This is a genomic window from Streptomyces sp. STR69 (genome assembly GCF_024519455.1).
Classification (GTDB): domain Bacteria; phylum Actinomycetota; class Actinomycetes; order Streptomycetales; family Streptomycetaceae; genus Streptomyces.
In genome coordinates this window covers 116005-136106 of record NZ_JALJRY010000002.1, presented here as the reverse complement: position 1 = coordinate 136106, position 20102 = coordinate 116005, and the positions used below count along the sequence as shown (strand labels likewise).

19 protein-coding genes are annotated in these 20102 nt (G+C 72.1%); 8 read left to right on the top strand and 11 right to left on the bottom strand.

Annotated features, from left to right (window positions below):
- Together OC490_RS04330 and OC490_RS04325 are read right to left on the bottom strand one after the other, a co-directional pair.
- Nucleotides 1–585, bottom strand: coding sequence for a (2Fe-2S)-binding protein (locus OC490_RS04330; protein WP_262056433.1), 585 nt, complete (start codon nt 583–585; stop codon nt 1–3).
- Entirely contained in the window at nt 585–1475 is an 891-nt protein-coding gene (locus OC490_RS04325; protein WP_262056432.1) for an FAD binding domain-containing protein, read from the bottom strand. Before OC490_RS04325 ends, OC490_RS04330 begins: the two co-directional genes overlap by 1 nt.
- A 311-nt stretch (nt 1476–1786) precedes the next feature.
- On the opposite strand from OC490_RS04325, the gene OC490_RS04320 reads away from it, so the two are divergent.
- Nucleotides 1787–3460 (top strand): PucR family transcriptional regulator, encoded by a 1674-nt coding sequence (locus OC490_RS04320; protein WP_262056431.1) that lies wholly within the window; start codon nt 1787–1789, stop codon nt 3458–3460.
- A 117-nt stretch (nt 3461–3577) separates the two neighbouring features.
- Nucleotides 3578–4360 (top strand): hypothetical protein, encoded by a 783-nt coding sequence (locus OC490_RS04315; protein ID WP_201050999.1) that lies wholly within the window; start codon nt 3578–3580, stop codon nt 4358–4360.
- Between the two features lies 1 nt (nt 4361).
- Here the strand turns inward: OC490_RS04315 and OC490_RS04310 are convergent, their stop codons facing one another.
- Both OC490_RS04310 and OC490_RS04305 read right to left on the bottom strand, forming a co-directional pair.
- Nucleotides 4362–4619: a hypothetical protein gene (locus OC490_RS04310; protein WP_262056430.1), complete on the bottom strand. Its 258-nt coding sequence runs from the start codon at nt 4617–4619 to the stop codon at nt 4362–4364.
- Between the two features lie 128 nt (nt 4620–4747).
- Nucleotides 4748–5554, bottom strand: coding sequence for a GntR family transcriptional regulator (locus OC490_RS04305; RefSeq protein WP_262056429.1), 807 nt, complete (start codon nt 5552–5554; stop codon nt 4748–4750).
- Nucleotides 5555–5711: 157 nt separating this feature from the next.
- Between OC490_RS04305 and OC490_RS04300 the strand changes: the two genes are divergently transcribed.
- Both OC490_RS04300 and OC490_RS04295 read left to right on the top strand, forming a co-directional pair.
- On the top strand, nt 5712–6560 hold the full coding sequence (locus OC490_RS04300; protein ID WP_262056428.1) for a (2Fe-2S)-binding protein: 849 nt from the start codon (nt 5712–5714) through the stop codon (nt 6558–6560).
- A gap of 303 nt (nt 6561–6863) precedes the next feature.
- The gene (locus OC490_RS04295; protein ID WP_019071112.1) at nt 6864–7895 is read left to right on the top strand and encodes a DUF2637 domain-containing protein; all 1032 of its coding nucleotides are present in this window, start codon (nt 6864–6866) and stop codon (nt 7893–7895) included.
- A gap of 81 nt (nt 7896–7976) precedes the next feature.
- On the opposite strand, the gene OC490_RS04290 is transcribed toward OC490_RS04295, so the two are convergent.
- Nucleotides 7977–8429 carry an ATP-binding protein gene (locus OC490_RS04290; RefSeq protein WP_262056427.1) on the bottom strand — a complete coding sequence of 151 codons (453 nt, stop codon included), beginning with the start codon at nt 8427–8429 and terminating at the stop codon, nt 7977–7979.
- A gap of 475 nt (nt 8430–8904) precedes the next feature.
- Nucleotides 8905–9375 (bottom strand): hypothetical protein, encoded by a 471-nt coding sequence (locus OC490_RS04285; RefSeq protein WP_262056426.1) that lies wholly within the window; start codon nt 9373–9375, stop codon nt 8905–8907.
- 183 nt (nt 9376–9558) lie between these two features.
- Here OC490_RS04285 and OC490_RS04280 point away from each other — a divergent pair, with 183 nt between their 5' ends.
- On the top strand, nt 9559–10644 hold the full coding sequence (locus OC490_RS04280) for a helix-turn-helix domain-containing protein (protein WP_262056425.1): 1086 nt from the start codon (nt 9559–9561) through the stop codon (nt 10642–10644).
- Here OC490_RS04280 and OC490_RS04275 read toward each other — a convergent pair.
- Both OC490_RS04275 and OC490_RS04270 read right to left on the bottom strand, forming a co-directional pair.
- A complete protein-coding gene (locus OC490_RS04275) occupies nt 10641–12383 on the bottom strand; it encodes a pyruvate dehydrogenase (protein WP_262056424.1) in 1743 nt (580 codons plus the stop codon). The two genes, OC490_RS04280 and OC490_RS04275, sit on opposite strands and share 4 nt — an antisense overlap.
- Nucleotides 12384–12456: 73 nt before the next feature.
- Nucleotides 12457–14106 carry a protein phosphatase 2C domain-containing protein gene (locus tag OC490_RS04270; protein WP_262056423.1) on the bottom strand — a complete coding sequence of 550 codons (1650 nt, stop codon included), beginning with the start codon at nt 14104–14106 and terminating at the stop codon, nt 12457–12459.
- 471 nt (nt 14107–14577) lie between these two features.
- Here OC490_RS04270 and OC490_RS04265 point away from each other — a divergent pair, with 471 nt between their 5' ends.
- Both OC490_RS04265 and OC490_RS04260 read left to right on the top strand, forming a co-directional pair.
- On the top strand, nt 14578–15558 hold the full coding sequence (locus tag OC490_RS04265) for a TrmB family transcriptional regulator (protein ID WP_262056771.1): 981 nt from the start codon (nt 14578–14580) through the stop codon (nt 15556–15558).
- Between the two features lie 36 nt (nt 15559–15594).
- Nucleotides 15595–16077 (top strand): DUF456 domain-containing protein, encoded by a 483-nt coding sequence (locus OC490_RS04260; protein WP_262056422.1) that lies wholly within the window; start codon nt 15595–15597, stop codon nt 16075–16077.
- 13 nt (nt 16078–16090) lie between these two features.
- Here OC490_RS04260 and OC490_RS04255 read toward each other — a convergent pair whose 3' ends face one another.
- Complete coding sequence (locus tag OC490_RS04255; RefSeq protein WP_262056421.1) at nt 16091–17305, bottom strand: SGNH/GDSL hydrolase family protein; 1215 nt, start codon at nt 17303–17305, stop codon at nt 16091–16093.
- 172 nt (nt 17306–17477) lie between these two features.
- Between OC490_RS04255 and OC490_RS04250 the strand changes: the two genes are divergently transcribed.
- Nucleotides 17478–17849, top strand: coding sequence for a PPOX class F420-dependent oxidoreductase (locus OC490_RS04250; protein WP_262056420.1), 372 nt, complete (start codon nt 17478–17480; stop codon nt 17847–17849).
- Here OC490_RS04250 and OC490_RS04245 read toward each other — a convergent pair.
- Both OC490_RS04245 and OC490_RS04240 read right to left on the bottom strand, forming a co-directional pair.
- Nucleotides 17846–18358 carry a methylated-DNA--[protein]-cysteine S-methyltransferase gene (locus tag OC490_RS04245; protein ID WP_262056419.1) on the bottom strand — a complete coding sequence of 171 codons (513 nt, stop codon included), beginning with the start codon at nt 18356–18358 and terminating at the stop codon, nt 17846–17848. The genes OC490_RS04250 and OC490_RS04245 overlap by 4 nt on opposite strands.
- Nucleotides 18355–20022: a DNA-3-methyladenine glycosylase 2 family protein gene (locus OC490_RS04240; protein ID WP_262056770.1), complete on the bottom strand. Its 1668-nt coding sequence runs from the start codon at nt 20020–20022 to the stop codon at nt 18355–18357. Before OC490_RS04240 ends, OC490_RS04245 begins: the two co-directional genes overlap by 4 nt.
- Nucleotides 20023–20102 lie beyond the last annotated feature (80 nt).

Here is a 20102-nt window from a genome sequence, read left to right as displayed (position 1 = left end):
TCAGACCGCCTCTCCCTGCCGGGCCGCTGCCAGGCGGACCGCGTCCATGATCTTCTCGTAGCCGGTGCAGCGGCACAGGTTGCCCGAGAGCGCCTCGCGGATGTCCGCGTCGGTCGGGTTCGGATTGTGCTCCAGCATCTCGTCGGCGGCGACGAGGAGACCGGGGGTGCAGAAGCCGCACTGGACGGCACCGGCGTCGATGAACGCCTGCTGGATGGGGGCGAGTTCGGTGCCCTCACCGGTCTGCGAGTCGAGCGGTTTCGCCTGCCAGCTCTTGGCCTCGTCAACCGACGTGCCGCAGGCGCCCGTTCCGCAACTCCCGTGCTCCGCGCGCTGCTTGGCGTAGTCCGCGAGCCCCTCGACGGTGACGACCTCGCGGCCCTCGACCTGCCCGGCGGCGACGAGACACGAACACACCGGAATCCCGTCGAGCCGGACGGTGCAGGAACCGCACTCGCCCTGCTCGCACGCGTTCTTGGAGCCGGGCAGACCCATCCGCTCGCGCAGCACGTACAGCAGGGACTCGCCCTCCCACACGTCGTCCGCTTCCTGCGGACGGCCGTTGACCGTGAAATTGACGCGCATCAGGCGACTCCCTCCGTGCGGGCGGCGGTGCCGCGATAGGACTCCCAGGTCCAGGTCAGGGTGCGGCGGGCCATGATGCCGACCGCGTGGCGGCGGTAGCTCGCGGTGCCCCGGACGTCGTCGATCGGGTTGCAGGCGGCGGCGCACAGGTCCGCGAACTGCTTGGCGACCGACGGGGTGATGATCCTGCCGTTGTCCCAGAAGCCGCCCTCGTCGAGCGCGGCGTTCAGGAATTCCTCGGCGGCCTTCGCCCGGACGGGTGTCGGCGCGGCCGATCCGATGCCGGTGCGGACCGTGCGGGTGGCGGGATGCAGGGCCAGACCGAAGGCGCAGACGGCGATCACCATGGCGTTCCGTGTACCGACCTTCGAGTACTGCTGCGGGCCGTCCGCCTTCTTGATGTGGACGGCCCTGATCAGTTCGTCGGGTGCGAGCGCGTTGCGCTTCACGCCGGTGTAGAACTCGTCGATCGGGATGAGCCGGGTGCCTCGCACCGACTCGGCCTCGACCTCGGCGCCGGCCGCGAGGAGCGCGGGGTGGGCGTCGCCGGCCGGGGAGGCGGTGCCGAGGTTGCCGCCGACGCCGCCGCGGTTGCGGATCTGCGGGGAGGCGACCGTGTGCGAGGCGAGGGAGAGGCCCGGCAGCTCGGCGCGCAGGTGCTCCATGATCCGGGCGTACGGGACCGAGGCCCCGAGCCGCACGCTGTCGGCGCCGACCTCCCACTCGTAGAGATCACCGATGCGGTTCAGGTCGAGCAGGTACTCGGGCCGGCGGTGGTCGAAGTTGATCTCGACCATCACATCGGTGCCGCCCGCGATCGGAACTGCGGTGGGGTGCTCGGCCTTCGCGGCGAGCGCCTCCTCCCAGCTTGCGGGGCGAAGGAAGTCCATGACCGGCTCTCTTCTTCGTCTCGTGGGTCGTACGGATCAAGCCAGTTCGTGTGCGGCGGGCCCGGCTCGTTCATGCGCTGTTAATGCAGCGTGAGGTCAGTACACAGGGCCGTGCTCGTCGGGGTCAGTCACGGAAACCATGAAGGAGTTGGCTGGCCAGCGCGGGCATCTTGTAGATTCGTATGAACGGAGGTCATCAGTAACCCCTCCGATTCCCTGTGGAAACGTGGGAAACAGCCCCGCACGGCCCCGCACCCACAGAACCTCTTGGTTCATCGTAGTTTTCTAGACAAAGAACGGCGGCGACGGCGATGCGGCTGCGCGCACTTCTGGACACCGATGCGCTGGGGCTGCGGCTGCTCGGCGGGGCGGACGAGCTGGACCGCACGGTACGCGGGGTGATGACCACCGACCTGCGGGACCCCAGCCGCTACCTCTCGGGCGGCGAACTGGTCCTGACCGGTCTGGCCTGGCGCCGGAGCCCGGCCGACACCGAGCCGTTCGTACGGCTCCTGGTGTCCGCCGGGGTGGCCGCGCTGGCCGCAGGCGAGGCCGAGCTCGGCGACATCCCGGACGACCTCGTGACCGCCTGCGCCAAGCACCGGCTGCCGCTCTTCGCGGTCAACGAGTCGGTGGCGTTCGCGACGATCACCGAGCACGTCGTACGGCAGGTCTCCGGTGAGCGGGCCGGTGATCTGGCGGCCGTGGTGGACCGGCACCGCCGGATGATGACCTCGGGCCCGGCGGGCGGCGGCCCGGACGTGGTCCTGGACCTGCTCGGCTCCGACCTCGATCTGCGGGCGTGGGTGCTGTCGCCGACCGGGCGGCTGATCGCGGGCTCGAAGGTGTCGGGGCCCGCGCTGCCCGCGGACGTGTGCGCCAAGCTGGCCGCCGAGCACCTGGCCGCCACCCGCACGGGCCGCCGGGGACCGCACCGGCTGGCGCTGGGCGCGTCGACGTACTCCCTCTTCCCGATCCGCAGCAGCGGGCGTTCCCCGCAGGGCTCCCGGGACGTGCGCGGGACGGTGCTGTCGGACTGGCTGCTGGCCGTCGAGGCGGACGCCGGGGACTGGCCGGACGAGCGGCTGGACCTGCTGCAGGGCGTCACGCAGCTGATCGCGGTCGAGCGGGACCGGCGGGACGCGGCGCGCACGGTCCGCAGACGGCTCGCGCAGGAGGTCCTGGAGCTGGTCCAGACGGGTGCCGCGCCGGCCGAGATCGCCGCGCGGCTTCGGGTCGCCGCGCCCGTCCTGCTGCCCGGTCTCGGCGCGGCCCCGCACTGGCAGGTGGTGGTGGGCCGGGTCGAGTGGGACGGCGGCGACATCGAGGCGGGACCGGTCGCCCAGTCGCTCCTTGAGGAGATCCTCGTCGACCCGCTGACCACGGGTCCCGAGCCCTCCGACCGGATCGCCGTGGCCCACTCGGGCGACGAGGCGATCGCGCTCGTACCGCTGCCCGCGGTGTCGGCGGAGCACGACGGCTCCGAGTCCGGACTCCACGCGGACGTGCTCCTGGAGGCCGTACGGGATCCGCTGTCGGCCGGGCTCGACGACGACGGGCGGGTGACGCTCGGGGTGAGCGCGGCCGTGCACTCGGCGGAGGGGCTGCGCGGGGCGCTGGAGGAGGCGCGGCACGCGCGGCGGGTGGCGGCGGCGCGGCCCGGGCGGGTGTGCGCGGCGGGGCACCAGGAGCTGGCCTCGCACGTGCTCCTCCTCCCCTTCGTGCCGGACGACGTGCGGCGGGCGTTCACCGCGCGACTGCTCGACCCGCTGCGCGACTACGACCGGCGGCACCGCGCGGAGCTGATTCCGACGCTGGAGGCGTTCCTGGAGTGCGACGGCTCGTGGACGCGCTGCGCGACCCGGCTGCACCTGCACGTCAACACGCTGCGCTACCGGGTCGGCAGGATCGAGCAGTTGACGAGTCGGGACCTCTCGCGCCTCGAGGACAAGCTGGATTTCTTCCTGGCACTGCGGATGAGCTGACCGGAAGATCCCACGACTTTGTGAATTCTTTCACCCACCCCCTTGGCCGGGCGCCGGGATTCGTGCTGAGATGCGGCCACCACTCAACAGCTCAATGGTGTGCTCGGGGAGGGCAACGTGGCGCATTCCGCCATGTCTGGATACGGAACGACCGAAGGTGACGATCCCCTCCAGACCGCGGTGTGGCGGCTGCGCTCGCGGGCCTGCTGGGTCGACGCGGCGGCACTGCTGCGGCCCGACACCGCGGCGACGGCCCTCCAGCGGACCGCCCTGTTCGTGGAGCGGTGTCTCTACACCGAGCAGGGCTGGGAAGAGGCCGACGACGCGCTGCGGACGGCCGAGGCGCTGGCCCACAGCGACGACGAGCGGGGCGCGGCGGCCTGCGAACGCGGATACCTCGCCTACGCGGCCACGCTGCACGGGGTCCGCGACCGGGCCGACGAGGCGCGGGCCGCGCTCGGGCGGGCGGCGGCGCTGATCCCGCCGGGCGGTGGTGGACGGGCACTGCTGGACTTCCGGCGGGGGCTGCTCGCGGAGAACCTGGCGCGTTCGCCGCAGGCCGCGCGGGCCGCGTACCGGCGGGCGCACGCGGGGGCCGCCGATCACGCCGACCCGCTGCTGCTGTCGTTCACCTGGCGCCACCTGGCCGGACTCGCCCTGCGGGACGGGGAGTTGGCGGAGGCCCGGCACGGCTTCGCCGAATCCCTGCGGATCCGGGAGGAGTTGGGCTACCTCGTCGGTACGGCACCGGCCCTCGCGTCGCTCGCGGACGCGGAGGTCGAGCCGGAGGCGTCCCGGCTGCGCGAGGAGGCGCGGCGGCTGTTCCGGCTGCTCGGCGGTGTACCGACGTGGCTGGCACGGCAGTTGGCGGTGCCCGCGCCGGGGGCGGCCACGGCGTAGGTCAGGAGCCGTCGGCCCGGTTCTGGACGACGTTCACGACGTGGTGGACGAAGTGCAGGACGGACGCCCGGAGTTCGGGATCGCGCGCGACCAGCACCACGACGGCGACGAGCAGGAGGAAGCTCAACCGGCCGCCGCCGGAACGGGAGTGGCCGCGCCGGGCTCCCGCCTGTGCGGCCCGCATCCCGTCCTCCGCCGCCCGGCGTGCGGACTGTTCGGCACCTCGCTGTGCGGCCTGCTGGCCGGGATTCGGAAACATCGGCGCTCTCCCCCACGGAACGGACATCCCTTTCCGTGGGGCACGTCACCACCGGCCGGACGGGTTCCCGTCGGGGCCCACGGTCGCCGGACCCGGACCCGCTCGTGACCGGAGTCACATATTCGGTTTCACTCGGCACCCGCGAAGTGCTCCCGCACCAGCGACTGCGCCACGTCCCACTCCCCCGCCCCCAACGCCTCCAGGAGCGCGAGGTGTTCGGCCGCGTCGGCCACCAGGTCGGCGCGTCCGCGCGGAACCGGACTGCCGGCCAGCGGCCACTGGGTGCGGCGGTGCAGGTCCTCGGCGAGATGGACGAGCTGTTCGTTGCCGGAGAGGGCGAGGACCGCGCGATGGAAGGCCCGGTCGGACTCGGCGTAGGTCGCCCGGCACCCGGAGGACGCGGCGCGCACGGTCCCCTCGGCGAGCGGGCGGAGGTCGGCCCAGCGGGCGGTGGGCACCGTACGGGCGAGCCGCAGCATCACGGGGACCTCGATCAGGGCGCGGATCTCCGCCAGTTCGGCGAGTTCCCGGGCACCCCGCTCGACGACGCGGAAACCCCGGTTCGGTACGACCTCGACGGCGCCCTCGGTGGCGAGCTGCTGCATCGCCTCGCGCACGGGCGTGGCGGAGACGCCGAACCGGTCGCCGAGCGCGGGCGCGGAGTAGACCTCGCCGGGGGTCAGTTCCCCGCCGACGAGCGCGGTGCGCAGGGCGTCGAGTACCTGCCCGCGCACGGAGGGCCGCTGGAGGGTCTGCCGGGGGCGCGGGAACGGTGTCTCGCTGTGCGTGTGCTCGCCGCGCACGGCATCCGCGCCGTCCGCGAGGTCCCGGTCGCGGTCCACATCGGCGGCGCGCGACTGCGGCGGCACCCGGGCCCCTCGGGTACGCGGGTCCGGTATGCCGGTCCCGGCGGAGCCCTGCGCGCCCTGCTTCACGGGTCCTCCTCCGGACGTGTCGGTACTTGGGGTCATTACGGCTGCTTGTTACTCGTCCGTCAAGCACCTTAGGCGCAGATCGGACTAGTTCAAATTACAGGCGGGGTGGGTAAGGTAAGCCTTACCTCTAAACCAACGGTGAATCGGTGGTCCCGGCATGCCCCTGCCCTCTTCGGCCGTAGCGGACTCGTACGCCCGCCTCACCGAGGTCATCCCCGGGCTCGCGATCACCGAACTCCCCCTGGAACAACCGCTCCCCAGCGGTGGCGGCTGGGCCCCGGCGGCCGGGCTCGCCGCCGGCGGAGCCGACCTGGAGGCGTTCCTGGCCTGGGACGACGCCCAGGTTCTGCGCGACCACGGCCGGGCCGGCCGGCCGGACGTGATAGCCACCTTCGGCCTGCACCGCTACGCCTGGCCGGTCTGCCTCCTGTTCACCGTGCCCTGGTTCCTGCACCGCCGGGTCCCCCGCCTCCCCGTGAACCACGTCACATACGACCGCACCGCCGAGGGCCTCGACCTGGGCCACCTGGCCGTGCGCACCGACTCGTTCGCCTGTCTGCCCGGCGACCCGGCGGCGGCGCTGCCCGGTGCGCGAGTGGTCTCGGACGAGGAGGCGCTGCGCGCGGAGGTGCGGGCCGCGGTCGCCGAGCACATGGAGCCCCTGCTGGCCGGCTTCGGCCCGCGGATGCGACGGCGGGGCCGCGCACTGTGGGGCATGGCGACCGACGAGGTCGTGGAGGGGATCTGGTACGTCGCCGATCTCTTCGGCGAACAGCCGCGCGCGGTACGGGAGTTGGAGCGACTGCTGCCGGGCGCCACCAAGCCGTACGTCGGGTCCGCCGCGTTCCGCGAGGTCACCGGCCCGAACGGCGAGCCGCTGGCGACCCGGGACCGGGCGAGCTGCTGCATGTACTACACGCTGGACGCGTTGGACGCCTGTCCGACCTGCCCGCGCAGCTGCGAGGCGGAGCGGGTCACCAAACTGCCGGCCGCCGCCGCGAGTTGAGGGACCCTCAGTGCGGGGCCCGATTCCGGGCCCGCTAGGATCGGCCGCGAACGAGACGCCCGCCCGGTTACAGGTGCTTCACAACTTCCTCACTTGTCGCAGGAACTTTCCGTGGAACCACCCGTACGGGTAGTCTTATTCGAACTCAACTCCCGCCCCTCAAGCGGCAGTTCGAGCAGAAAGCCGCCCTGGGCATCCCCTTGCACCTCCTTGGCGGCCTCTTGCCCCGAAAACGCCTGAGGGCCGTTGGGATTGGGCCACTATGGCGGGCGTTACGCCCTATCCCAATGCAAGGGACCCCAGATGAGACTGACCGACATATCGCTTAACTGGCTGCTTCCCGGCGCCGTACTGCTCCTGGGCATGCTGGCGGCGGTTGCGGTGCTCGCGCGGAGCAAGCGGTCCGGCGGGGAGCACGCGAAAGACGACTCGTGGGAGCGCACGGAGGAGCGCCGCAGGCGCAAGGAGGCCATATACGGCATCGCCTCCTACGTCCTTCTGTTCTGCTGTGCGGCGGTCGCCGCGGCACTCTCCTTCCACGGACTGGTCGGCTTCGGCCAGGAGAACCTCGGCCTCACCGACGGCTGGGAGTACCTGGTCCCGTTCGGCCTCGACGGCGCGGCCATGTTCTGCTCCGTCCTCGCGGTCCGCGAGGCCAGCCACGGCGACGCGGCCCTCGGCTCCCGCATACTCGTGTGGACGTTCGCTGCCGCTGCCGCCTGGTTCAACTGGGTGCACGCGCCCAGGGGTGTCGACCACGCGGGCGCTCCGCAGTTCTTCTCCGGCATGTCCCTGTCGGCCGCGGTCCTGTTCGACCGCGCGCTGAAGCAGACCCGACGGGCCGCGCTGCGCGAGCAGGGTCTCGTGCCGCGTCCGCTGCCGCAGATCCGTATCGTCCGCTGGCTGCGGGCCCCCCGTGAGACCTACAGCGCCTGGTCGCTGATGCTCCTGGAGAACGTGCGCAGCCTGGACGAGGCGGTCGACGAGGTGCGCGAGGACAAGGCGAAGAAGGAAGAGACCCGACTGCGCCGCCGCGACCAGCAGCGGATCGAGCGGGCCCAGCTCAAGGCCATAAGCCGGGGCCAGCGCGGCCTCATCGGCCGCCGGTCGCCGGAACCGCAGGCCCTGGAGCGCGGCTCCGCCCAGCCTTCCGCGGAGCCTGCTCTATCGACCGGAGAACCGCTGCCAGTTCGCACGCGTCCCTCACTCCAGCCAGTCCGCGGGGCATCTGACCCGATAACCGTCGACCTCACCGCGGAGGACGACACCATGGCACTGCCGCGGCTCGACTCCCTTGAGCGCAAACTCAAGGACCTGGAGCAGCAGTTCGGCTGAGATCCGGGACCACGAGGTCCGGGACCGGGCGACAACGGGACGGGGACGGAGTCCAACTGGACGCCGTCCCCGTCCCGTTGCTCATGCCGCGTCCGAATCGAGTTCGAACCAGACGGACTTGCCCACCCCGTGGGACGACACTCCCCAGGCGTCCGCGAGGGACTGCACCAGGACCAGACCCCGCCCGTGCGTACCGTCGTCGGCGATCGGTGCGCGCAGTCTGGGCCTTCGGGCCACGAAGTCCCGTACCTCCACGCGCAGTCCACGCGGTCCGACCGTCGCCGTCAGAACGGCGTCGTGGTCGGTGTGGATCAGCGCGTTGGTGACGAGTTCACTCGTGAGCAGCTCCGCTATCTCCGATCGTCCCGGCCTCCCCCAGTGCCGTAACAGTTCACGCAACGCCCTGCGTGCTTCGGGCACCGCCCGCAGGTCCGCGCGTCCGAGTCTGCGCCTCAGTTGAGGCGACTGCGCCGGTTCCATGGCGCTGTCGGCCGTTTCCTCCACCGTTTTCGCCGAGGAGGCCCCGACCGCCATGGGACCGCCCCCTCGTGCTTGCCTCTTCATGACCCCCGCCTGCGCCGGTTTTCCGGTTCCCCTCCTGCTCGAACATGTTCACGGGGATCCATGCCCTCGTCCGGAACGGGCCAGTCATGTCGAATCGTCAACGACCAGGTGTTCGGCCATGGTTGGGCCCAATCCGGCGGGGCGGAGGAATCGAGGGCATTGACGTCCGTACGGTCGAACGGCCACCGTACGGAGCATGCGGCGCGGGCGGGCCGGCCGGGACGTCCACCCCCGCGATGTCATGGCGTCCGGTGCCGGGACCAGACACCTCGTGCCGTCCTGACCACCGGCGATCGCACCGACTGCCGATTCCGGGCTGCCGATCCGGCCGTAGTCCGTGAAGGCGTGGGGCGGTTGGTCCCCCCGCAGCTCCCCCAGGGGCCGTCCTCCGCGAATCTGGCCGGAATCAGCCGCTCAGGAACCGCGAACGGCCCCTTCGCGAGGCCTACTTGCCGCCAATGCCCTTCGTGCCGATGTGGAAGATCTTGTGGGTCGTACGGGTCATGTCGACGATCAGCTTGGTGGTGTCCCCGCCGCCCCAGGTCAGGGTGATGGCGGCCTCGGTGTAGTCGGCGGTGCCGTTGTCGGTGACCTTCCAGCTCAGGGGGGTGTTCTGCGCCTGGAGGACGCCATCGGCGTGGTTCTTGTCCTCCCAGGCCGTCAGCTGCTTCAGGTAGGCGGGCGTGAGGTAGTACGCGCGCAGCTGCTGGGCGAGCTTGCCGCCGCCGTTGTCGAGGTCGCTCTCGGCGTCGACGTAGGCGCCGTAGAAGTCGGCGATGCGGGTGATGTTGTCGAACGGTGAGCCGCTGACGGTGCGCGGGCCGCCGGCGGAGGCCTGGGCCGCCACGCCCAGCCCGAGGGCGAGGGCGAGGCCGGCGGCGAGGGCGGTGCGGCGCGTGGCCTTCTTGCTGTTCACGTGGGTTCCCCGTTTCGGTTCGGTGCCGTGCGGTGTGGTCGCTCAGAGCTTCGGCGCCCGGCGCGGACGACCGCAATGACCGACACCCAACCCGCAACGGTGGAACCGTCCCACCCCCGCTGACCTCCTCATATGTGGAGTGCCTGGGATGCCGTCCCGGGACGCGACACGCACGGGGGAACGGTGTCGGGCGAGGGCGACGACAAGGATGTCGAGGAGTTCGCGGCGCTGCTACGGCGGCTCAAGGACCGTGCGGACCGCAGCTACAGCCAACTGGCCCGCCGGCTGAACATGAACGCGTCGACCCTGCACCGCTACTGCGTGGGCGAGGCGGTCCCGCTCGACTTCGCCCCCGTGGAGCGGTTCGCGGGACTGTGCGGGGCGACACCGGAGGAACGGCTGCGGCTGCACCGGTACTGGATCCTGGCGGTGGCGGCCCGGCAGCGGCCCCGGCCCGCCGGGCACCCGGTCCCCGACCCCGAACCGGTGCCGGAGGAAGTCCCCGCGCCGGCGCCCGGCCCCTGGTACCGACGGCGGCGCACGCTCACCGCCGCCGCGGTGTGCGCGGTACTCGCGGTGTGGGGCAGCCTGTCGGCGATCTCCACCCACGACACCGCCGAGCCCAAGGCCACACCGTCCGCACCTCCTGCACCCCCCGCACCCCTCGCCTGGACCGCCGACTCCCAGGCGTGGGCCATCCATTGCAGCCACGACTACGTCGTCGAGAAGTCACCCGCGCGGGTTCCACCGCCCCCGGCCCCGGAGGACGCCGGGACCTGGGCGGCGAAACAGCGCGCGGTGCACGGGCGGGAGACCGACGTCGAGATCTCGGTGCAGGGGCGGACAACCACGGCGGTCGTCCTGGAGTCGCTGCGCGTCCGGATCGTGGGCCGGACCGCCCCCGTCCACGGCACCGCCTACGCCATGGACCAGGGCTGCGGCGGCGAGGTCAGCCCGCGCTACTTCGGGGTGGACCTGGACGCCCGCCGCCCCCTGGCCCGCCCGGTCGCCGGGAGCGACCTGGGCACACCGGTCCCCGCGGTGCACCTGCCGTACAAGGTCTCCGCGCAGGACCCGGAGGTGCTGCTCGTCAAAGCCCGGACACAGACCTGCGACTGCCGCTGGTACCTCGAACTCGGCTGGTCCTCCCAGGGCCGCACCGGCACCCTCCGCATCGACGACCACGGCAGGCCGTTCCGCACGACGAGCATCAAGGGCCTGCCGCACTACTGGTACTCGGCGAAAGGCTGGGCGCCGTACGACGGTTAGAGCCCGCGCACGTTCCTGATGTTGGAGCGCGCCATCTGCAGCATCCGGCCAACTCCCCCGTCCAGCACGATCTTTGAGGCCGAGAGCGCGAAGCCCGTCACCATCTCGGCGCTGATCTTCGGCGGGATGGACAGCGCGTTGGGGTCGGTGACGACATCGACGAGGGCCGGGCCCTTGTGCTTGAGGGCCGCCTTCAGCGCGCCTTCGAGGTCCTTGGGCTTCTCGACCCGCACACCGTAGGCACCGCAGGCACGGGCCACGGCACCGAAGTCGGGGTTCTTGTTGGTGGTGCCGTACGACGGGAGACCGGCGACCAGCATCTCCAACTCGACCATTCCCAGAGAGGAGTTGTTGAACAGGACGACCTTCACCGGCAGGTCGTATTGGACGAGGGTCAGGAAGTCGCCCATCAGCATGGAGAATCCGCCGTCGCCGGACATCGAGATGACCTGCCGCTCGGTGTCGGTGAACTGGGCGCCGATCGCCATCGGCAGCGCGTTCGCCATCGAGCCGTGCGAGAACGAACCGATCACGCGGCGGCGGCCGTTGGGCGTGATGTAGCGGGCGGCCCACACATTGCACATCCCCGTGTCGACGGTGAACACGGCGTCCTCGTCGGCCAGTTCGTCGAGTACGGAGGCCACGTACTCGGGGTGGATCGGGACCTGCTTGTCGACCTTCCGCGTGTACGCCTTGACGACCCCCTCCAGCGCGTCGGCGTGCTTCTTGAGCATCCGGTCGAGGAACTTCCGGTCCCCCTTCGGCTTCACCCGGGGGATCAGACAGCGCAGCGTCTCCTTCGCGTCGCCCCACACCGCGAGGTCCAACTTCGAGCGTCGGCCGAGGTGTTCGGGCCGTACGTCGATCTGGGCGATCTTCACGTCGTCGGGCAGGAACGCGTTGTACGGGAAGTCGGTGCCGATGAGGATCAGCAGGTCGCACTCGTGGGTGGCCTCGTAGGCGGCGCCGTAGCCGAGCAGTCCGCTCATGCCGACGTCGTACGGGTTGTCGTACTGGATCCATTCCTTGCCCCGCAGGGCGTGTCCGATCGGGGACTTGATCTTCCCGGCGAACTCCATCACCTCGGCGTGTGCACCCGCCGTGCCACTGCCGCAGAAGAGGGTGACCTTGTCCGCCGCGTCGATCATCTCGACGAGCTTCTCGACCTCGGCGTCGCCGGGGCGGACGGAGGGGCGGGAGGTGACGAGGGCGGTCTCGGCGGCCTTGTCGGGGGCGGGCTCGGCGGCGATGTCGCCGGGGAGGGAGACGACGCTCACGCCGGACTGGCCGATCGCGTGCTGGATGGCGGTCTGCAGAAGCCGGGGCATCTGCTTGGGACTGGAGATCAGTTCGCTGTAGTGACTGCACTCCTGGAAGAGCCGCTCCGGGTGGGTCTCCTGGAAGTAGCCGAGGCCGATCTCGCTGGACGGGATCTGCGAGGCGAGGGCGAGGACCGGGGCCATGGAACGGTGGGCGTCGTAGAGGCCGTTGATGAGGTGCAGGTTGCCGGGGCCGCAGGAGCCGGCGCAGGCCGCGAGCTTCCCGGTTATCTGCGCTTCGGCGCCGGCGGCGAAAGCGGCGGTCTCCTCGTGCCGTACATGGATCCAGTCGATGGCGGAGTTGCGGCGGATCGCGTCGACGACCGGGTTGAGGCTGTCGCCGACGACGCCGTAGAGGCGCTTGACTCCGGCGCGGACGAGGATGTCGACGAACTGTTCGGCAACGTTCTGCTTGGCCATGGTTCTCGCGTGCCCTTCGGTTTCCGGTGTCCTGCGGATCCCTCTGGGTTCCATGAATTCACAGCCCGGGCGCTCACGCCTCCCAAACGGCGGCGGCCGTGCGGTCGTCGGCATAACCCTTGACCCGCACTTGGGTGTCGGCGAGGAACGCGGCCAGACCGGGCGGAGCGGCGGCCGACCACCGGCCCGCCAGATGGGCGGACAGCTCGGGCTCGCCGCGCAGGGGTTCGGCGAGGCCGCCGGTGCACATCAGGAGGGTGTCGCCGGGGCGGGCGACGGAGGCACGGAAGCGGAAGGGTTCGCGGGGCGGTTCGGGGGCGGGTTCGTACGGGCTCGGCGGCGTCGGGATGCCGAGGTCCATGGTGAGCCGGTCGCCCTCGGGGGTCTCCGCGGGCTGCGAACCGAAGCCGACGACGGCCTCGCCTGCCGTGTCCCCGGCGGTGGGTTCGATGTCCTGCCACTCCCCGTCGCGCAGCCGGAACAGACCGCCGGGGCCGACGCCGAAGAAGACGCGGGTACGGCACTCCGGGTGGGCGGGCAGGAGGAGACAGCGCAGGGTGGCCGCGTACTCGTCCGGGTCGATGCCCTGTTCGGCGGCGCTGGCACGGAGTTTGCCGAGGCTGCGGTCGGTGAGCCGGTGCAGGCCGGACTTGAGGTCACCGCGCCGGGCGGCCCGGATGTCCTCGGCGAGCCGGGCGTGACTCCGTCCGACGGCCCTGCCGATCCAGTGACAGGCCTCGGCGGCGGCCCGATGCGCCCCCGGTGTGGCCCGGGCCCCGGTCGCCATCGCGACCAGCACCAGGGCTTGCTCTCCCACCCCGAACCGCGCGGTCAGCAACGAGTCCCGGCGCGGCTCACCCCGGAACCGAGCGGAGTCCCCCCGCACGGAAGCGGCCCGCAGCGTGCTGCTCCCGTATCGCGCCCCGTCCAGCACGGTGTCCGCGACCAGGTCGTCGAGATCGTCCGGGTCGGCGGGCGGCAGGGCGGTGGGCTCGGCGTCGTAGGTGGGGGGACCGGAGCCGACGTAGTCGAGGGTGAGGGATGCGGGAGGGGGTGAGGGGGGCTGCGGGGGTGGTGGTGAGAGGGCGGGGAGGTTCGGGGGCGGGCCGGTGAGGGCGGCCGGGGACGGCGGGTAGGCGGGGGCAGCGAGAGGCGCTTCCCCACGGAACGGCTGCGGGACGGGCGGCGCGGGGCTGATCAGTGGCGGTGGCGGTGGTGGCGGGAATGGTGACGCGCCGAGGGGCGGGGCCGTGCCGACGCCCCGTCCGGCCGGAGAGGGCGAGCTGTCGTCGCCCGTGGCCGCGGCCGGACGGTGGCCCGAGGCGTCGGCGTCCGCCGTACCGCCCAGAAGGGAACCGCCGACACCGGCACGCGGTGCCGGAACCCCCGAGCCGGCCACCGGACGCGGGCCCCCGTCCAGGGGACCGGGCGCTGAACGCGCGCCCTCGCCCCCGATCCCCGGTACCGGACGCGCGCCCTCGCCCGCAGTCCGCGACACCGGACTCGCGCCCTCGTCCACGGCCCCCGGCACCGGACGCATGCCCTCATCCGCACTACCCGGCGCCACACGCGCACCCTCGTCCACAGTCCCGGCCGCCGAGGCGAACCGGTCCTCCAGGGAGTCGGCCGCGGCCGTGGCCCCCGTGTCGTCGGCGGAGTCGTCGTACAGCTGGCCCCACCAGTCGTCCTCATGACCGGGCGGCTTTCCCCCCTGCTGGTTCATGCCCCTAATTGTCCACCGTGCGGGCCGGATGAAAACGGGGCGTCAGGAAAATCCGGTGCGCGCCCCTCCTCGAACGGCGTGTCGGATGACATACCGAACACCCGTCCGCCACAGGGCTGTTCAGGACAGCACAGAGCCGCCGGACGGTTCCACCCCCCACGGGAGAACCGCCCGGCGACGACCGAGTGACCGAATCCCGTCGCGGATCCGGCCCGTCCGGCCCTGAGTGTGGCTTGCCTTCCTGAAGGGCCGCTGTGATGCGCGCCCGACTCCCCTATGAGTTGCTCCGGGCGCGAATCCGCAGGCCGAACAAGCCCAATCCAGGCATTGCGGACGGGTGTTGGTGCCTCGGTGGCGCAACCTTGGCAGAGTGACGGGTGGTACGGCGATGATGTGCGGAGGCGGGTTCGCGCCGTGGCCGGTTTCCGCCACGGCCCGCGCGACGGGGTCTTCGGGGAGGGGCGGAACCTGATGCTGGGAGCGATAGGCCTGGACGAGGCGCACGAGTCGGCCTACCGAGCGCTGGTGTCCGTCGGCGCCGCGGACGTGACCGATCTCGCCCGACGGCTGACCATCGGGGAGTACGACACCGAGCGCGCCCTGCGCCGCCTGGAACTGCACGGACTCGCCGCCCAGTCCTCGGCCCGCCCCGGCCGCTGGGTCGCCGCCCCGCCCGGAGTCGCCCTGGGCGCACTGCTCACCCAGCAGCGCCATGAACTGGAGAAGGCCGAGCTGGCCGCCGCGCTGCTCGCCGAGGAGTACCGGGCCGCCGCCGCCGAGACCGCCGTACACGATCTGGTGGAGGTGGTGACCGGCGCCGCGGCCGTCACCCGGCGCTTCCTGCAGCTCCAGCTCGGCGCGAGCGACGAGGTGTGCGCGCTGGTCACCGGGAACCCGGTCGCCGTCACCGGGATGGAGAACGACGCGGAGGAGCAGGCCGCCGGACGCGGGGTTCGTTACCGGGTCGTCCTCGAACGCGCGGTGCTCGACCTGCCGGACGGGCCCACCGAACTGGCCGCGGCGCTCGGCCGCGGCGAGCAGGTGCGGGTGGTGGACAAGGTGCCGACCAAACTGGTGGTCGCCGACCGGACCCTCGCCCTTGTACCGCTGACTTCACACACCGCCGAACCCGCCGCGCTCGTCGTGCACGCGAGCGGACTGCTGGAACTGCTCTGCGGGCTCTTCGAGTCGGTCTGGCGGGACGCGCTCCCGCTGCGCCTGGGCGCCTCCGGCGCCACCGAGCAGGAGCCGGACGGCCCCGACGGCACCGACCTGGAGGTGCTGTCCCTGCTGCTGGCCGGGCTGACCGACGCGAGCGTGGCGAAACAGCTCGATCTGGGCCTCAGGACGGTCCAGCGCCGGGTGAAGCGGCTGATGGAGCTGACCGGGGTGACGACCCGGCTGCAACTGGGCTGGCACGCCTACGAACGGGGCTGGGTGACCCGTTACTGACCTGCGCTTTCCCCCGGGATCCCGCAGGCTGGGCAGATGGGAGTGGCTGAACTCCTGCTGGTCGGCGTCGTCATCCTGCTCGGCCTGTGCGGAGTCCTGGTGCCCGGCGTTCCGGGATCGTGGCTGGTGTGGGCCGCGGTCCTGTGGTGGGCGCTGAAGGATCCGCAGCCGGTGTCCTGGGGCGTCCTCGTCGGCGCCACGGCCGCCCTCCTCCTCTCCCAGGTGGTGCGCTGGGCGCTGCCGCCCCGCCGGTTGCGCGCGAGCGGAGCGACCCCCCGGATGGCGGTGTACGCGGGGACCGGCGCGTTGCTGGGTTTCCTGCTGCTTCCCGTGCTCGGCGCGATCCCCGGCTTCATGGCCGGGATCTACCTCCACGAACGCCTGCGGCTGGGCCGGCACGCCGAGGCCATGGCCTCCCTGCGTACGGCGATGCGCTCGGGCGGCTCCAGTGTGCTGACCGAGTTGTTCACCTGCCTGCTGATCGCGGGGGCGTGGCTGGGCGCCACGATCTGGGGCTGAACCGGGGCGTCCCCTACGTCAGCGCGGTGAGGTCGACCGTGTCGGCGAGTGCGCGCATGCCGGCGTCGTTGAAGTGGAGGTGGTCGCCGGGGTCGTAGGCGGGCCGGATCCGCTGCGGCTGCTCCGGGTCGCGGACGGCGGCGTCGAAGTCGACGACCGCGTCGAAGGGCCCGCCGGCCCCGGCCCGGATGACGGCATTGACCTTCTGCCGTACGGCTTCCCGGGCCGCCGTGTACGCGCTGTTGCCGCCGTACGGCGTGAGGGTCGCGCCGATGACGCGGATGCCGTGGGCGTGGGCACGGGTGACGAGTGCGCGGTAGGCGCTTTCGAAGGCGTCGGGGTCGGTGGCGTTCGGGGTGCCCTTGATGTCGTTGATGCCCTCCATGACGATCAGCACCCGCACACCCGACCGCGACAGGGCGTCCGCGTCGAGCCGGGCCAGGGCGCTCGGCCCGGTGTCGTCGCGCAGCAGACGGTTGCCGGAGATCCCGGCGTTGAGGACGCCGAGGCGGCGGTACGGGGGCAGGGCGCCCAGGCGCTCGGCGAGTCGGTCGGGCCAGCGGTGGTTGGCGTCGCGGGTGGAGCCGTTGCCGTCGGTGAGGGAGTCGCCGAAGGCGACGACACTGCCGGCCGCCGGGGCGTCGAGGACGTCGACGCCGGTGACGTAGTACCAGGAGGTGGTGGTCGTCGTGTACGCGGCGCCGTCGCTGTCGGCCGCCCAATTGCCGCTCGGGGTGCGGTAGTTGGTCTGTCCAGCGGCGCGGTGGTAGGTCGCCGGGCCGGAGTCGTCGGGCGTGTGGACCGTGACGAGCAGGTCCGCCGCGGCGGGTACGGCGAGCGGGACGGAGTCGGTGACCAGGTCCTCGCCCGCCGGGATCGTGACCGTGCCGGCGCCGTTGAAGGTGGCGGTGCGCATCGAACCGGGCACAGCGTCCGCGCCGGTCCCGCGCAGGGCGACGGTCACCGTGTCGAGGCGGAGGGGGGCGGTGCCGAGCCGGTTGGTGAGCCGGACGCGGACCGCGTCGCCGCCGACGCTGAGGTGGACGACGTTGCGGAAGGAGGCGCCGGGGTGGGCCGTGGTGGTTCCGGAGGGGGCGGCCTCCCAGCTGCCGGTCCAGGTGTCGAGGGGTACGGGCGCCGGGGCCTCGGCTGTCGCCGTGCCCTGGCCGACTCCCACCCCCAGTACCAGTACCAGCAGTGCCACGCCGATCCGTCCGGCCCCGATCATGAGCGCTCCGCCTCTCCCCACCGAACACGAGGAGGCGACCGTGGCACGCGGAGCGGGGCGGACTGCGGAGCAGCACCGGTGGCCGCCGCCGTATCCGCCTGTCCGGAGTAGGACGGAAGTCCTGGTCCCTGAAGCCGATGCGGTGGGCGGGCGGGCGTGTTTGGCTGCGGGCATGACCGAATTCACCGAGGCCGAGCGCGCGTACCTCAAGTCGCAGCGGCTGGGGCGACTGGCCACCGTCGACCCCCAGGGACAACCGCAGGCCAATCCCGTCGGCTTCTTCCCGCAGGACGACGGGACGATCCTCGTCGGCGGGTATGCGATGGGTACGACGAAGAAGTGGCGCAACCTGCGGGCGAACCCGAAGGTCGCGCTGGTCGTGGACGACATCGTCAGCGTCAGCCCGTGGCGGGTACGCGGCATCGACATCCGCGGCGAGGCCGAACTCCTCGTCGGCCCGCACGAGTTGGGGCCGCACATGAGCGAGGAGGTGATTCGCATTCACCCGCGGCGGATCCACAGCTGGGGCTTGGAGACGGACTAGTTCGAGGAGTCCGACTGGTTCGAAGAGTCCAACGCGTCCTCCAGGGTGAGGAGTTGGACCTTGCGGTCGAGGCCGCCCGCGTAGCCCGTCAGTGTTCCGTCGGCGCCGATCACCCGGTGGCAGGGACGGACGACCAGCAGCGGGTTGGCACCGATCGCCCCGCCCACGGCCCGCACGGCGGCCCGGGACGCGCCGATCCGGGCGGCGATCTCGCCGTACGTCGTCGTCGCACCGTACGGAACGGAGTCGAGCGCGTTCCACACCCGCTCGCGGAAGTCCGTGCCGGAGGTGTGGAACTCCAGCTGGAATTCCTTGAGTTCACCGGCGAAGTAGGCGGCGAGCTGCTCGCCGGCCGCGCGGAAGGGGCCGGGGTCCTGCAGCCACTCCGGCTGGACGGTACGACCGCCCTTCTGGCCGGGGACGGAGAGGGAGGTGAGGGCGCCGCGCTCGTCGGCGGTGAGGAGCAGCTGCCCCAGGGGGCTCTCGAAACTCGTCCAACGGATGGTCATGGAGACTCCAACTCCCCTGCTGTGCGCAGGTGTTGCAGGTGTTGTACGGCATAGGAACGCCAGGGGCGCCAGGCGTCCGGGATGTCGGCGCCGGGCGGTGCCACGTCGGGGTCGCCGAGGGCGCGGGCGCGGATGACGGCGACCGTGGCCTCGTCCACGCCGGGGAGCGCGAGCAGGGCTGCCTGGGCGTCGTCCCGGTCGGCACCGACGTCGAGTCGTACGGTGCCGTCGGCAAGGGCGGTGACGAGGCCGGCCAGGGGCTCGGCGGGCAAGGCCTCGGCCAGCACGGACGGTTCGGGGAAGAGGTGGGTGAGGCTGCCGGACGGGGCGTCCAGCGTCCGGCCGTGGCGCCGCACCAGCCGCTCGGCCTCCGCCCGCCCCACCAGCGCCCGCACGGCCAGTTCCTCCGGATCGGCGGCGCCCGGTGAACGCAGGCCCGGCCGGGCGGCGACGAGTGGGGCGAGCCGGGGATCGGCGCCGAGCCGCTCGTCGACGGCGTACGGATCGGCGTCGAGGTCGAAGAGACGTCGTAGCCGCTGTACGGCGGTGGTCAGGTCGCGGTGGTCGGTGAGATGCAGACGGGCGTCGAGCCAGCCGCCGGGGTGGGAGCGGGGTGCGACGCCGTCGGACGGGCCGTCCGCGTGGGTGCCGGATACGGCCCCGTCGCGCCGACCGTCCGCATGGGGGCCGGACACGGCGCCGGCGAGCCGGTCGCTCTCATGGGCGCCGGATGCCGCTTGGTCGGGCGGGACGACGGGACGGTCGCGGGGCACGCCCTTGAGGGTGCCGGGGCGTTCGTCGACCGCGACGATCCCGGTGCCGTAGGGGAGGCGGAGGGTGCGGCGGTAGGTGCGGCGGCCGGGGATGCCGGTGACTTCCTCGATGCCGGGGACGGCCTCGCGTTGCAGCAGGTCGAAGACGGCAGCGGACTGGTACGGGCCCCGGTGCGCGAGCCGCAACGGAATTCCGGCGGACGGCTCGGTGGCGGGGACGGTCCCGTCGGCCGACGCGTTGTCCACCGCCCTGACCAGCTCCTTTGCCAGTGGCCTGGCAGATGAATTGGTCGGCGCCTTAGTCGATGTCCTGGGCGATGTCCTGAGCGATGTCCTGGGCGCGTTGGTGCGTAGTTCGCTGGGGGTCGACGCGTACACGGCGCGGATCGTGTCGTTGAACTGGCGCACGCTGGCGAACCCGGACGCGAACGCGATCTCCGTGATCGGCAGGTCGGTCGTCTGCACGAGTACGCGTGCGGTGTGCGCCCGTTGGGCCCGGGCGAGGGCGACGGGACCGGCGCCGAGTTCGGCGGTGAGCTGCCGCTGGACCTGCCGTGCGCTGTATCCCAGCCGTACGGCGAGCCCGGCGACGCCCTCGCGGTCCACCACTCCGTCGCCGATCAGCCGCATGGCGCGGCCCACGACATCGGCGCGCACGTTCCACTCGGCCGACCCCGGCACCGCGTCCGGGCGGCACCGCCGGCAGGCCCGGAACCCCGAGCCCTGCGCGGCGGCGGCCGTCGTGAAGAACCGCACGTTGCGCCGCTTCGGAGTCACGGCCGGACAGCTGGGCCGGCAGTAGATCCCGGTGGTCGCGACGCCGAAGAAGAACTCGCCGTCGAACCGGGCGTCCCGGCTCCGTACGGCCTCGTACCTGGTGTCTTCGTCCATCACGCCGTCCAGTCTCCGCCATCCCCGGGGGTGGGGCTGGCGGAAATCGGACGGGGCGTTGACGTCGGACGGGACCGAGC